We start from the raw sequence: 13,377 nt of genomic DNA on the forward strand, positions 1-13,377 counted from the left end.
CCCACGCGGTCCGCGCGCCGGGGATCTCCGGCCTCTTGGGCACGGTCGCGGCGCCGCTGACGGCGACCAGGGTGCCGGGAACGGCGCGCCGCGGGTGGCCGCCGGGTGCCGGGCTCCCTGGTGTGTCACTCAACGTCATCGGCCGCCTTCGCATTCCGCACCCGGGTGGAGACCGTGAGTCCGTACAGGGGGGACAGGTCCGACAGCCGCTGCCGCACCGCCTCGGCCACCTCGGCGCGCAGTGCCGCGCAGTCGCCCGGGTCGGTGTGGACGCGCACCCGCACCCGGACCCGCCGGCAGCGGACGGACACCCGCGCCGACCGCACCCCGCTGACCCGATGCGCCGCCGAGGCGAGCGTGGCCCGCAGCGCCGATTTCGACAGGCCCACCACCAGGGCCGGATCGTCGGTGCGCAGCACCGTCCAGCGGCCGCCGCGGACGGGCAGCAGCGCCACGACGATCAGGACCAGGCCGATGAGCGCCAGAACACCCGACGCGATCTGCACGGAGGGGTCGCTCCAGCGGGCCGTCGCGGCGTAGTCGACCCCCGGGGCGGCCACCGGGGTCCGCATCGGCGGTCCGGCGAGGGCGGAGATCACCTCGGCCGCCGCGACACCGGCGACGGACAGCAGCACCAGTCCGACGATCGTCGCGGGCCAGGAGAGCCGCGGCCGGAACGTGCGGACGGCCGTGCGGCGCGAGCGATGCACGGTACCCGGGTGTCCCCGGCCCACTGTGTCTTCCACAGTCGTCATCCTGTGTCCCCTCCCGTTCCCGTCCCGGACCGTCGTGCCCGCCCTGTGCGGGCCGGCGGTCATCCGGTGCGCCGCACCGGTGGCCCCGCTCCGTGTTCGACCCGCTCCTCCGCCTGCTCGCCCGCTCTCTCCGTAGTGCCGCCGATCGCGTGCGCGCCCCCCGCGCCCGGCCGGGGCACAGGCCGGGACCGCGCAGGTCCCGGCGGCGCGCGCGGCGACCCGCCGGTCCCGCTGTCTCGGACGCGGTGCCGCGGCGCAAGGCCGTGACCGTGCGTTCATGGCCCGCCCTTCGATCGGTCGGCCTGTCCTCCCGGAGCGCACCCCGGAGCCGCCGTGCGGCGATCACCGCCGCGTCCGGGACCACGGGAACGGCATCCCACCCCATGCCGCGCGGGCGTGGATGCGTGTCACGCCACGGGAGCTGAAACTCGTTCACCCTATCGCTACCGAGTGTAATCAATGATGCCCGTAAAGTAACGCGGCACAAGGCGGGGAGCCCGCGGCGTTCGGGTGGGCGACCGGACCGCGCGGTGAGGGGGTCGGGGAGTCGGTCAGGGGCCCGGACGGACCCGGCCGGTGGCCCCGGGCCCTCGGGTCCGGGGCATGGCGCGCCGCCGCGCCGTCCCCTCAGGGACCCTGGACCGCACACGTGAACCGGTCGCCGCCCCTGGACGGGCCGGCACCGGCCGCCCGGCTCCGCGGCGGCACCGACCGGCGCCGACCGGATGTCGACCCCGCGCCGATCCCGGACCGACCCGGCGCCGAGCCTGAGGCGACCATGCCCCTAGCGGAAGACCACCGTCTTGGCGCCGTTGAGCAGCACGCGGTGCTGGGCGTGCCAGTTGACGGCGCGGGCCAAGGCGAGCGATTCGAGGTCGCGGCCGATCGCCGTGAGCCGCTCGGGCCCCTGCGTGTGGTCGACCCGCGAGACCTCCTGCTCGATGATGGGCCCTTCGTCGAGGTCGGCGGTGACGTAGTGGGCGGTCGCCCCGATGAGCTTGACGCCGCGCGCGTGCGCTTGGTGGTAGGGGCGGGCGCCCTTGAAGCTCGGCAGGAACGAGTGGTGGATGTTGATGACCCGGCCCGACATCTTGGCGCACAGGTCCGCGGAGAGGACCTGCATGTAGCGGGCGAGCACCATGAAGTCGATGTCGTAGGACTCGACCAGTTCCAGCAGGCGCGCCTCCTGGTCCCGCTTGGTCTCCGGGCGCACCGGCAGATGGTGGAAGTCCAGGCCGTAGGAGCGGGCGAGGAACTCCAGGTCGGGGTGGTTGGAGACGACCGCCGCGATCTCGGCGTCGAGCAGCCCGCTGCGCTGCCGGTACAGCAGGTCGTTAAGGCAGTGCCCGAACTTGGAGACCATCACGAGCATCCGCGGCCGGGCGTCGCGCCGCCACAGCTGCCACTCCAGGCCGAACTCGCCGGCCAGCGACGCGAACGCGCCGCGCAGCCCGTCCTCGCCGGCCGCCGCGCCGCCGGGCACGGGTTCGGCGGTGAACTCCATCCGCAGGAAGAAGCGGCCCGTGTAGTGGTCGCCGTACTGCTGGCTCTCGGTGATGTTGCAGCCGTGGGCGGCGAGCAGGTTCGCCACGCCGGCGACGATCCCCTTGCCGTCGGGGCACGACAGGGTCAGCACGAACTCGCGGTCATGCTCTCGGTCGCTCATGGCTCGGCATACTCCCGGATGGCGGTGCTGGTCAGGGCTTTCATTCCAGGGTATCGGGCGCCCACCCCGGGCGCGCCGCACCGCCGGAATCGACGGACCACGAACATGAACAAGTTTCATGAAATATGTCATGATTCGCCCCATGACAAGCGCGCGCGCACGCTATGACCGGGCGACCCGGCACCTCGAACCCCCCTTCGCGATCATCGACATGGCCGCCTTCCGCGCGAACGCGGCCGACCTCGTCCGGCGCGCGGGCGGCATGCCCATCCGCGTCGCCAGCAAGTCCGTCCGCAGCCGCCACCTCCTCGCCGAGGTCCTCGCCCTGCCCGGCTACGCCGGCGTCATGGCGTTCACGCTCCCCGAAGCCCTCTGGCTGGCCGGAGCGGACTCCCCTGCCGCCCCGTCCCCCGGGACGACCGGCGCTCCGGCCGCGGCTGCCGGCCCCCTCAGCGACGACATCCTCGTCGGCTACCCCACCGCCGACCGCGCCGCCATAGCCCGCCTCGGCGCCGATCCCGGGCTCGCGCGGCGCGTCACGCTCATGGTCGACGACCCCGCCCACCTCGACCTCATCAGTGCCGCCGCCCCCGATCCCCTGCTGCCCATCAAGGTGTGCATCGACATCGACACCAGCTGGCAGCCCCTCGGCCCGCGCCTGCGGATCGGCGCGCACCGCTCCCCCGTTCGCACCCCCGCCCAGGCCGCCGCGCTGGCCCGCGCGATCGTCCGCCGCCCCACCCTGCGGCTCGACGGCATCATGGCCTACGAAGCCCACATCGCCGGCGTCGGCGACGCCCCTCCCGGGCGCCCGTTGTACGGACGCACCCTGCGGTGGGTCCAGGGTCGGTCCCGCACCGAGCTGGCCCGCCGCCGCGCGGCCATCGTGCGCGCCGTCCGCGACGTCGCCGACCTGCGGTTCGTCAACGGCGGGGGGACCGGAAGCCTGCACACCACCAGCCGCGAACGCGCCGTCACCGAGGTCGCCGCCGGGTCCGGCCTGTACCAGCCCCGGCTGTTCGACCACTACAGCGGCTTCAACGGGCGCCCCGCGGCGCTGTTCGCGCTGCCGGTGGTGCGCCGGCCCGCCGCGCGCGCGGCGACCGTGCTCGGCGGCGGCTACCCCGCCTCAGGGGCGGCCGACGCGGCGCGGCTCCCGCAGCCCTACCTGCCCCGGGGGCTCTCCTACAGCCCCACCGAGGGCGCGGGCGAGGTGCAGACCCCGTTGCTGGGCGCCCCCGCCGGCGGCCTGGCCATCGGCGACCGCGTATGGCTGCGCCACGCGAAGGCGGGCGAGCTGTGCGAGCGCTTCGCCGAGCTCCACCTCGTCGACGGCGACACCCCGCGCGACGTCACGGCCGTGCCCACCTACCGGGGGGAGGGCCGGACCTTCCTGTGAACCGGGCCGGGCCGGGCGCCCGTCCGCCGGCGAGCGGGCGCCCGGCCCGGAACACGCTTGAGGGGGAGGGGCGTCCGCCCCTCCCCCTCAAGCCGCACCCGTCGATGCGGTGCCGGTCCTACCCGCGTGCTCTGGCCCGCCGCCGGACCAGGGCGATCACGCCGACCGCGACGGCCAGCCCGATCCCCGCGCCCAGGATCACCACCTCGGGCGACACCTGCGTACGCGCCCGGTAGGTGGAGACCACCTCTTCGTCGCCCTTGAGCCGGACGCTGCCCTCGGGCGGCTCGACGACATGGCTCTCCTCGCGGACCGCGCCGCCACTGGTCACCAGCGCCCGGGCCTCGCCGGCGAGGAAGCCGCCGACGCCGCGCACGCGGTCGAACCCGCGCCGTGCCGCGTTGCGGGGGTCGGTGCGGTCGGCGATCTCGTCGACCGCCCGCGCCAGAGCGCGCTGCGCGCGTTCGATCTCGGCCTGGACCGTGGCCGGATCGCGGCGCGCCCCCGCGGGGTCGCGTCCTTCCATACAGCCGCTTCCTTCCGCTAGCGCAGGGTCGCCTGAGAAGACGAAGACGGATCCGCGGCCGGTGCCTGCGGGGCCGCCGCGTCATCAGACGAGCGCGTGAAACTCAACGCGCTTTCTATTCCGTCCACGACACGGAAGAAATCCCGCGTGGACAACCACAGTTTATAGACGATCGCGATCTCGAACGCGAGCAGCAAAACACCCACAACGACGGTAATCCACACGATCGACGTGGATGCCGCGACTCCGGCGAGGGGCGCCAGAACGAACACGGCCATCTGGAACTCGATCCCGCTGACGAGGTGCGTGCGCACGCGCCGCGCCCGCAGGCTGTCCCAGATCCGCTCGTACCAGGGGAAGCGGGTGCGGAACTCCTGGTGGAGGTCGACCTTCGGCAGCCGCACGTCGGGCTGCTTGCCGGCGTCGCGGTCGTACCGGCTCTCCTTCTCGGTCTGCGTGCGCAGGATCTGCTCCAGGACCGAGATCCCGTGCCGCAGCACCGCCTGCTCCCCGGTGTCGCTCAGCGGGCGGTCGCCGCCCCGCGTCGGCTCATCGGGCTCCAGCACCGAGAGGGTCGCACGGGCGCGCTCCACCACCCCCGCGATGTGCGAGCGCATCTCGCGGCGCATCTTGTAGACCTGGAGCGCGTTGAGGTAGCGCAGCATGTCGACGAAGACGACCGCCAGCGCCAGCCAGGCGAACCCGGCCCACCCGGTCAGCACGTACTGCCCGCCCATCAGGGCGACCGCGCAGACCAGCACCCGGAACCGGTCGAACACGTAGTCCATCCACGAACCGAACAGGCTCTCGCGGTCGGTGAGCCGCGCCAGCTTGCCGTCCATGCAGTCGAAAAGGAAGCACAGGTAGTACAGGACCGCGCCGGCCACCAGGAACGGCCACCAGCCCACCGCGAAGCACGCGGCGGCGCCCAGGCCGAAGAACAGCGCCGTGACGGTGAGCTGGTTGGGGGTGATCGCGGTGTGGTTGGCGACGACCCTGACCAGCCGGAAGGCCACGGGGTCGACCATCCCGACCGTCCACCAGGAGTCGCGCGCCTTGGACGTGCGTTCCCGGACCTCGTCCAGAGTGAAACCAGCCATCGTCGATGAACTCCCACGCGAAGCGGATGTGCCTCGGTCCTGCGCGGTCGGCGCGGCGTGCCGACGACCGGGGGTGTGTGACGCACGAGTCTACGCACCGGCCGGGATCCGGCGAATACGGCGCCGACCTGGTGAGTCCGCTCAACAATAGGGGATCGGCCGCCTGCTGGGGCGTGGAGTCGGTCAACCGGCCGGGGTTCTCCGTCCCGCCGTGGGACCGGTCGCCGGGCCGGACCGCCGCGGGGGCAGACCCTCCGGGCCCGCGCCCGCGCCCGCGCCGACCCTCCCGGAACCGCCGAATAGGCTGGTGGGACGACCCCGCGGGGCCGGGAGGCCCCGCCCAGGTAAGGAGATCCGTGAGCGAGACCACCGTCCGCCTCCAGCCCGGCGACACCGCGCCCGACTTCACCCTCACCGACGCCGACGGCGCCCCGGTCACCCTCGGCCAGGTACTCAAGGCCGACGGCCGGCGCGTGGTGCTGTACTTCTACCCCGCCGCGATGACCCCCGGCTGCACGACCCAGGCCTGCGATTTCCGCGACAACCTGCGCGAATTCGAGGCCGCCGGCTTCACCGTGCTGGGCATCTCGCCCGACACCACCGCCAAGCTGGCGGCGTTCCGCGAGAAGGAGGGGCTCACGTTCCCGCTGCTCGGCGACCCAGACAAGGACGTGCTGCGCTCCTACGGCGCCTTCGGCGAGAAGAAGAACTACGGCAGGATCGTCCAGGGCGTCATCCGCTCCACCTTCATCATCGCCGCCGACGGCACGGTGGAGAAGGCCTTCTACAACGTGAAAGCCACCGGGCACGTCGAGCGGATCAAGCGCGAACTGGGCCTCTGACCGCACCGCACGGAGACCGGGGCGCGCGGCGGGCCGCGCCCGTATCCGCGGCGCGCCCCGCCTATACGGAGCGGCGCGCGCACCGAACTTGCAGTGTTCCCGTCCGAGCTGCCATTCTCGGACGGGAACATGGCCGCACCCCGCGTCCGCGCGGGGACACGGCGCGTCGATCCGGGGCCGTAGTCCAACGGTAGAGACGACTGTTTTAGGGGCAGTACAGTGCGGGTTCGAATCCCGCCGGCCCTACGGCGAAGGCGCGGGACAACGGTCCCGCGCCCTTTCGCTCATCCGGTCCGCGCACCGCTGCTCCGCCGCCGCGGCCCGCCGCCACGGCCGATCAGCCGCGGAAGACCAGCGCCCACAGCACCACGGACAACAGCACGACCACCCCGAGCACCACCGCCGCGATCACCGGCAGCGGACTGCGCACGCGGTGCTTGCCGGAGCTGGTCAGCCCCAAGGTGTCGGTGGACTCCCGGATCGACGTGAGCAGGTGGCTCACGGAGTCGGGACGGTGCCGCTGCAGCTTCTCCTGGAGTGACGACATCGACTCCGACACGGATTCGTGGAGGTCGGAGACCGACTCCTGGAGCGAGTTCCGCAGCACGTGCGCCCCTTGGCGGAAGTGCTCGCGCGCGGAGTCGATCCCGGCGTCCTCGGCGGCCGGTTCCGGGACCGCCCCCTGCGCACCCGTGGCCGCGGCGCTCTTGGCCGCGGTCTCGGGACTGGTCTCGGGCGCCCACGGCGCCAGCGCCGCGATCCGCAGCATCTTCGTGGCGTTCTCGGCGGTCAGCCGGTCCGCGGGCTTGACGTGCAGCAGCCCCGCGAGGACCGGTGCCAGGGGCCCGGCGTTCTCGGCGACGGGCGGCTCCTCCAAGTCGACGCCCTTGAGGATGCGGATGTAGCCCTTGCGGTCGTAGGGCGGGTGCCCCTCGACCGCCGCGTAGAGCGTGGCGCCGAGTGCCCACAGGTCGGACTCCGGTCCCACCGGCCCGGCCTTCGCCCGCTCCGGCGGGATGTAGGACGGCGACCCGATGATGCGGCCCGACGTGGTCAGAGCGGACTCACCGGTCCAGGCGGCCAGCCCGAAGTCGGTGAGGACGACCCGGCCGCCCTCGCTGATCATCACGTTGTCGGGCTTCACATCGCGGTGCACGATGCCCTCGTCGTGCGCCGCCTTGAGCGCGTCGATCAGCTGGAGGCCGATCTCGGCGACGCGCTGGTACGGCAGCGGCCCCGCGACCTGCGTGATCTCGGCGAGCGTGCGCGCGATGACGAGCTCCATGACGATCCACGGCCGGCCGTCCTCGTCGACGACGTCGAGCACGGTCACGACGCCCGGGTGGGTGAGCCGGGCCGCGACCCGCGCCTCGCGCGTGGTGCGCTGGAGCAGGGACTCGCGTTCGGCCCGGCTCAGGTCCGTGGGCAGCCGCAGCTCCTTGACCGCGACCTCGCGGTCGAGGACGAGGTCGGTGGCGCGCCAGACGGTGCCGACACCGCCCCGGGCGATCTCGTCGAGGAGCTGGTAGCGGCCCTTCAGGACACGGTCGGCCGGCCCCGCCTCAAGCGTCGCCGGACGCGCGGGATCGAGCGACGGCCCCTGCTGCCGCTCCGTTTCGGGGTTCTCTGTGGAGGACATGGCTAGTCAGCGAGTCTGATCACGGGCCATGCCGGCCTCCTGGGGGTGCTTACGGTCATGTTCGTCGAATGCTGTACGGACCCTCGTTATATCAGCCAAGAACGACATCCGAGCTGGTAGTTGAAAGATCACCGGTACATGGGTTCGGTTTTGTTATGTCCCGACCGACCGCCTTCATGCGGTGATCTGGCTCCCAATGCGTCATTTTGCCGCCAGGGGCGCGGCCGAAACCGGTCAGGCCCACAGCGTTTCCGGATCGTGCACGACCACCGGGCCGTGCCCGACCTCACGCAGCTCCCCCTCGATCTGCGACGCGTCGCCCGCGACGATCACCACGGATTCGCGCGGGTGCAGGTAGTCGCGGGCGGCCTGGGTGAGGTCGTCGGCGGTGACGCGCTCGAAGCCGGCGCGGAGCCGGTCGACGTGGTCCTCGGGCAGGTCGTGCACGACCGACTCGACCAGCGCCGCCGCGAGGCTGCGGGCGGTGGAGTAGGTCACGGGCAGGCCGACCGTGTTGGACTCGCGGACCGCCGACAGCTCGGCGTCGGTGACGCCGTCGGCCTGGAGCTTCTCGATCTGGGCCAGGGTGGCGGTGATGGAGTGCGCGGTGGTGGGTGCCTCGACCTGGGTGCTGACCAGGAACACCCCGCTGTCGCGGCGGAGGTCGAACCGGCAGCCCACGCCGTAGGTGTAGCCGAGGCGCTCCCGCAGCTCGTTGTTGAGCCGCGACGTGAACATGCCGCCCAGGACGTCGCTCATGCCGTCGGCCCTGGGCAGGTCGATCTCGGAGCGGGACGGGGCGCGGTGCGCCAGGATCAGCGCCGACTGCACCGACCCGGGCCGGTCGAGCACGACGATGCGCGGCAGCTCGCCCGGCGCGGAGTCGGGCGCGGAGGGCGTGGGTGCGGGGACGTCCGAGGCGTCGCCGAAGACGGTGGCGCCCAGTTCGGCGAGGTCGACGCCTGTCAGGTCGCCGACGACCACGAGGGTCCCGGCCACCGCGGCGACGGAGTGCGAGTGGAAGTCGGCCACGAGCTCGGGCGTGACGCTCTGGAGCCGCACAGGGCCGCCGTTGAGCGGGGTGGCGTAGCGCCCCGTGAACAGCTGCCCGCCGATGGCGCGGGTGGCCAGGGTGGAGGCCATGGACGCCTCCAGCCAGAAGCGCTCCAGGAGCTGGTCGCGGCGGCGCAGGACGTCGTCGGGGCGCAGGGCGGGGGTGCGCACGGCCTCGGCGAACAGCTTGGTGGCGTCGGCGATCCGGCTGATGGGGGCGTCGACACCGGTGACGAAGCTGTCCCAGGTGACCCGGGCGACCCATTCGGCGCCGTGGCGCTCCAGGGCGGGGGCGAGGGAGCTGTCGCCCGTGACGCCGTCCTCCAGGGACTCGCCGGTCAGGGTGGCCACGCCCATGCGGTCGAGCGGCTCGGTGATCCCGCCCGAGGGCTGGACCAGCCGGACGGCGGCGAACTGCTGGCCGGGGACGTCGATGGCGAGCACCGTACCGCCGCCCACCCGCAGGCGCTGCGGCTTGGGGAACGTGTAGGGCTTCGGGGCGCCGGATACGGGGCGGGTCTGGAGCATGCGGAAACGACTCTCTGTTCGGCGTGGGTTCGCGGGCCGGCCGGGACGGGCGCGGGTCAGGCTGAGGCGGGCGCGGCGGTCTCGCCGACGCCGGCGGTTTCGGAGTCCTCCGCGGGTGCCTCAGATGCCTCAGGGTCGAAGCGGACGCTCAGCATGTTCTCGGGCGTCAGGAGCCGCTTGGCGCCGGCCACGATCTCATCGGCGGTGATGTCGGCCCAGCGCTGCGGCCAGGTGAAGGCGAGGGTGGGGTCGCCGAACAGCTGCGTGCAGCTGCCGATGGTGTCGGCGAGGCCGCTGGGGTGCGCGATCGACTGGAGGTGGTCGCGCTCCAGGACGGCGCGGGCGCGCTCCAGTTCTTCGTCGGTGACGCCGTCGGCCAGCGCGGCGGTCTCCTCGATCATCGCCGCTTCGAGTTCGTCGCCGCCGACCCCCTCGCGGGCGATCATGTTGACCAGCATCAGGCTGGGCGTGTAGCGGAAGCCGAGGAGGTCGGCCGCCTGGCCGCCGTCGTCGGCGGCGAGGCCGCGCTCGATCACCAGGCGGCGGTACAGGCGGCTGCCCTGGCCCTGGCCGAGGACGGCCGACGCCAGGTGCATGACGTCGAAGTCGCGCTCGCCGTAAGCGGGCACCCGGTAGCCCAGGAAGACGCCCGCCGCCGGGACGTTCTCGACGACGCGGTCGCTGACAGGGCCGCCGATGGGGCCTTCGAGGGTGGCGTCGGGCGCCTCGGCCACGGTGGTGCGCGCGGGGATGCCCCCGAAGTAGTGCCGCACGCGCTGGTGGACGTCCTCGGGGTCGAGGCCGCTGACCACCGTGAGCACGGCGTTGTCGGGACCGTAGTGGCGCTCGTGGAAGGACAGCACGTAGTCGAGGTCGGCGGCGTCGAGGTCCTCCATCGACCCGATGGTGGGGTGGTGGTAGGGGTGGCCCGCGGGGTAGCCCAGCCGGAGCATGCGCTCCAGGGCGGTGCCGTAGGGGACGTTGTCGTAGCGCTGGCGGCGCTCGTTCTTGACGACGTCGCGCTGGTTGTCCAGGACCTCCTGGGTCATGCCCTCGCGCAGGGTGGCGAGGCGGTCGGCCTCGAGCCACAGGGCGAGGTCGAGGCCGTGCTCGGGCACGGTCTCGTAGTAGTTGGTGCGGTCGGTGGAGGTGGAGGCGTTGATGTCGCCGCCCAGGCGCTCGACGGCGTCGAAGTGCTCGCCCTTCTTCACCCCGCCGCTGCCCTGGAACATCAGGTGCTCGAAGAGGTGGGCGAACCCGGTGCGCCCGGGGACCTCGTGCCGGGAGCCGACGCCGTACCACAGGTTGACAGCTGCCACCTGGCCGGTGGCCGCGGGTGCGGTCACCAGGCGGAGGCCGTTGTCGAGTGTGAATTGAGCGACCCGTCCAGCCGCACCGTTGGTCGTCACAGGTTCACGCACCCCTTGATCACGCCTCATCCGCTTGTCGTGCTCGCGCCCCGAGCCTATGTCCTCATCACGGTTCGCGCGTACCGATCCACAAGGGAAAGCGAAATGCCGTCGCGCGCCGGCGCGGGGCGCCCCGGGCCCGCGCTCGGTGACCCGCGCGGGTCAGGGCTCGCGGCGCAGGACGCGCAGCGAATCGACCGCCCGGACCTCGGTGAACAGGCCGGAGCCGAGGGCGCGGCGGTAGATGTCGTAGGGCGGCCGGCCGCCGTCGGCGGGGTCGGGGAACACGTCGTGGATGGCCAGCGCGCCGCCGGGGACGACGTGCGGGCTCCAGCAGTCGTAGTCGGCCCGGGCCGCCGCGTCGGTGTGCCCGCCGTCGATGAACACCATGCCCAGCGGGGTGTTCCAGAGCGAGGCGACATCGGCGGAGCGGCCGACGACGGCGACCACCTCGGCCTCCAGGCCGGCCTGCGCCATGGTGCGCCGGAACTCCCGCAGCGTGTCGATCCGGCCGGTCTCGGGGTCGACCATGGACGGGTCGTGGTACTCCCAGCCCTCCTGGTGCTCCTCGGAGCCGTGGTGGTGGTCGACGGTCACCACGGTCCCGCCCGCCGCGCGGGCGGCCGCGCCCAGGAAGACCGTCGACTTGCCGCAGTACGTGCCGATCTCCAGGATCGGGCCGAGGCGGGCGTGGGCGAGCGCGGTCTCGTACAGCGCCAGGCCCTCGCGGGTGGGCATGAAGCCCTTGGCGGCTTCGGCCACGCGCAGCAGGGGATCGGGCATCACGGCGGTCACGGGGCGGTTCTCCTCGGGGACGGCGGCGGGGGTCGGAGGGCGGGGCCCTGGGCTCTCGCGGCTCAGAGCAGGCCGTCCCACATCTGCTCGACGACGACCGACCACCAGTTCTCGGGGTCGCCCAGGGCCGAGGGGTCGATCGCGGCGACGGCGTCCTGGAACTCGGCGACGACGGCACCGGCCGCGTGCGGGTCCGTGCCGCGCAGGCGGGGCAGGACGCCGGCGACCGCCGCCAGGCAGCGCGCGAAGCCGCCCACCGACCCGTTGATGTAGCGCCCGATGCCGGTGGTGATGTCGACCGACCAGACGCAGCCCTCCCCGATCCCGTTCTCGCCGCCGATGCACTGGACGGTGACCGCGGTCCCGCCGTCGCTGCCGATGCGCACATGACCGGCGAGGACCGCCAGGGCGGCTTCGTCCGCCCGCGTCCCGCGCGCCCGCATGTGGGCGGCGGCGTCGGTCAGCAGCCCGCCCGCCGGGGGGCCGGCGGGGGTGTCGGCGGCGAAGAAGTAGGGGACGACCCCGGGCAGCCCGGCCGTCGCCAGGGTGGCGCGGGTGGCCTCGGGGAGCCGGGTCCGCGCCAGCAGGGCCGGCTCGTAGCGCCGGACATCGGAGAACGCGTCGCCGAGGAGGGCCGCCAGCCCGGCGTCGGGCAGGGGCGCGGGCGGCCGCGCGGGGAACGCGACCGGCGCCGGAGCCGCCGCGGGCCGGGGCGCGCCGCCGGACATCCGGCGCATCGCATCGGACTGCTCGACGAGCGCGGCCATCCCCCTGGTGCGCTGGGCGCGGTCGGCGCCGTAGCGGTGCGAATGCGACGTCTGCGCCGCGGGGAAGGTCTCGCGCAGGAACTTGGCCCGATAGGCGCCGGGCAGGTCGGCGGCCTCCAGGTCGGAGTGGACCGCCACCACGTCCTCGGGGCGGACCCCCTTGCCGCGCAGGTCGCCCCAGATCTGGAACTCCGGGGGCGGGGTACCCGGCCCGGAGAGGCCGTTGGCGTAGGACTCCTGGCCTGAGGCGTCGCGATAGGAGAAGACCACCATGTTGCCGGGGCCGACCGCGGGCGGTGCCGCGGGGGCGGCGGCGGCGCGCTGCGCGCCGCCGCGGCGCTCGCGGTACATCCGCGCGACCTCGTCCACGCCGACCATCGGCCAGGCGGTCAGCTCGCCGCTCCACCGGTCGATGACGCCGCGGGATCCGCCGACCTCGGCGGGGGGCCGCCGCTCCCCGGCGAGCAGGTCGTTCTCGGGCAGGGGGCTCGTCGCCCAGACGATCCAGCCCAGGTCGAACTCCTGCATCTGGACGGCGCGGCGCCGCTCGGGCGGAGCCGTTCCGTTGAGCCAGGCGTCGGCCGCCGCGGCCGCCTGCTCGCGCGTGATCACGTGCTCGTCTCCTTCGTCCGGGCGGTCGCCCTACCGCGGGCAGAGGCCGTGTCAGGTGGCCGGTTCGCCGTTCGCGTCCCCCCGGCCCCTTGGCACGCTCCCCTCCTCGCTCCGCTCCACCGACCCCGCGAAACAGCCTCCGGCCAGAAGCGGCGCCGGCTCCGCTCGCTCATCGGCTCGCCGTGCCGCAACCCCGGGCACGCTCCCCTCCTCGCTCCGCTCCACCGACCCCGCGAAACAGCCTCCGGCCAGAAGCGGCGCCGGCTCCGCTCGCTCATCGGCTCGC

General features: G+C 73.5%; 11 protein-coding genes and 1 tRNA gene. 3 read left to right on the plus strand and 9 right to left on the minus strand.

The window, feature by feature from the left end; genetic code table 11:
* Positions 1-125: 125 nt before the first annotated feature.
* Positions 126-755 (minus strand): alkaline shock response membrane anchor protein AmaP, encoded by a 630-nt coding sequence (amaP, locus tag ACFO4E_RS00715; RefSeq protein ID WP_378570459.1) that lies wholly within the window; start codon positions 753-755, stop codon positions 126-128.
* Between the two features lie 784 nt (positions 756-1,539).
* A complete protein-coding gene (purU, locus tag ACFO4E_RS00720) occupies positions 1,540-2,421 on the minus strand; it encodes a formyltetrahydrofolate deformylase (RefSeq protein ID WP_378570460.1) in 882 nt (293 codons plus the stop codon).
* A gap of 142 nt (positions 2,422-2,563) precedes the next feature.
* On the opposite strand from purU, the gene ACFO4E_RS00725 reads away from it, so the two are divergent.
* A complete protein-coding gene (locus ACFO4E_RS00725) occupies positions 2,564-3,820 on the plus strand; it encodes an alanine racemase (protein ID WP_378570462.1) in 1,257 nt (418 codons plus the stop codon).
* 118 nt (positions 3,821-3,938) lie between these two features.
* On the opposite strand, the gene ACFO4E_RS00730 is transcribed toward ACFO4E_RS00725, so the two are convergent.
* A complete protein-coding gene (locus tag ACFO4E_RS00730; RefSeq protein WP_378570464.1) occupies positions 3,939-4,346 on the minus strand; it encodes a DUF3618 domain-containing protein in 408 nt (135 codons plus the stop codon).
* Between the two features lie 17 nt (positions 4,347-4,363).
* Positions 4,364-5,446, minus strand: coding sequence for a CDP-alcohol phosphatidyltransferase family protein (locus tag ACFO4E_RS00735; protein WP_378570466.1), 1,083 nt, complete (start codon positions 5,444-5,446; stop codon positions 4,364-4,366).
* Positions 5,447-5,802: 356 nt separating this feature from the next.
* Between ACFO4E_RS00735 and bcp the strand changes: the two genes are divergently transcribed.
* Positions 5,803-6,288: a thioredoxin-dependent thiol peroxidase gene (gene bcp, locus ACFO4E_RS00740; protein WP_378570468.1), complete on the plus strand. Its 486-nt coding sequence runs from the start codon at positions 5,803-5,805 to the stop codon at positions 6,286-6,288.
* Positions 6,289-6,461: 173 nt separating this feature from the next.
* Positions 6,462-6,534, plus strand: a tRNA-Leu gene (locus tag ACFO4E_RS00745).
* 91 nt (positions 6,535-6,625) lie between these two features.
* On the opposite strand, the gene ACFO4E_RS00750 is transcribed toward ACFO4E_RS00745, so the two are convergent.
* From ACFO4E_RS00750 to ACFO4E_RS00770, 5 genes are all read right to left on the minus strand, one after another.
* Complete coding sequence (locus ACFO4E_RS00750) at positions 6,626-7,927, minus strand: serine/threonine-protein kinase (RefSeq protein WP_378570469.1); 1,302 nt, start codon at positions 7,925-7,927, stop codon at positions 6,626-6,628.
* Between the two features lie 234 nt (positions 7,928-8,161).
* Positions 8,162-9,508, minus strand: coding sequence for a M16 family metallopeptidase (locus tag ACFO4E_RS00755; protein ID WP_378570470.1), 1,347 nt, complete (start codon positions 9,506-9,508; stop codon positions 8,162-8,164).
* 56 nt (positions 9,509-9,564) lie between these two features.
* Positions 9,565-10,917, minus strand: a complete 1,353-nt coding sequence (locus ACFO4E_RS00760; protein ID WP_378570472.1) for a M16 family metallopeptidase — start codon at positions 10,915-10,917, stop codon at positions 9,565-9,567.
* Positions 10,918-11,079: 162 nt separating this feature from the next.
* Positions 11,080-11,700 carry a class I SAM-dependent methyltransferase gene (locus tag ACFO4E_RS00765; protein ID WP_378570916.1) on the minus strand — a complete coding sequence of 207 codons (621 nt, stop codon included), beginning with the start codon at positions 11,698-11,700 and terminating at the stop codon, positions 11,080-11,082.
* Between the two features lie 74 nt (positions 11,701-11,774).
* The gene (locus ACFO4E_RS00770) at positions 11,775-13,091 is read right to left on the minus strand and encodes an SUKH-4 family immunity protein (protein WP_378570474.1); all 1,317 of its coding nucleotides are present in this window, start codon (positions 13,089-13,091) and stop codon (positions 11,775-11,777) included.
* Positions 13,092-13,377 lie beyond the last annotated feature (286 nt).

Source organism: Nocardiopsis mangrovi, assembly GCF_042653925.1.
GTDB classification, from domain to species: domain Bacteria; phylum Actinomycetota; class Actinomycetes; order Streptosporangiales; family Streptosporangiaceae; genus Nocardiopsis_B; species Nocardiopsis_B mangrovi.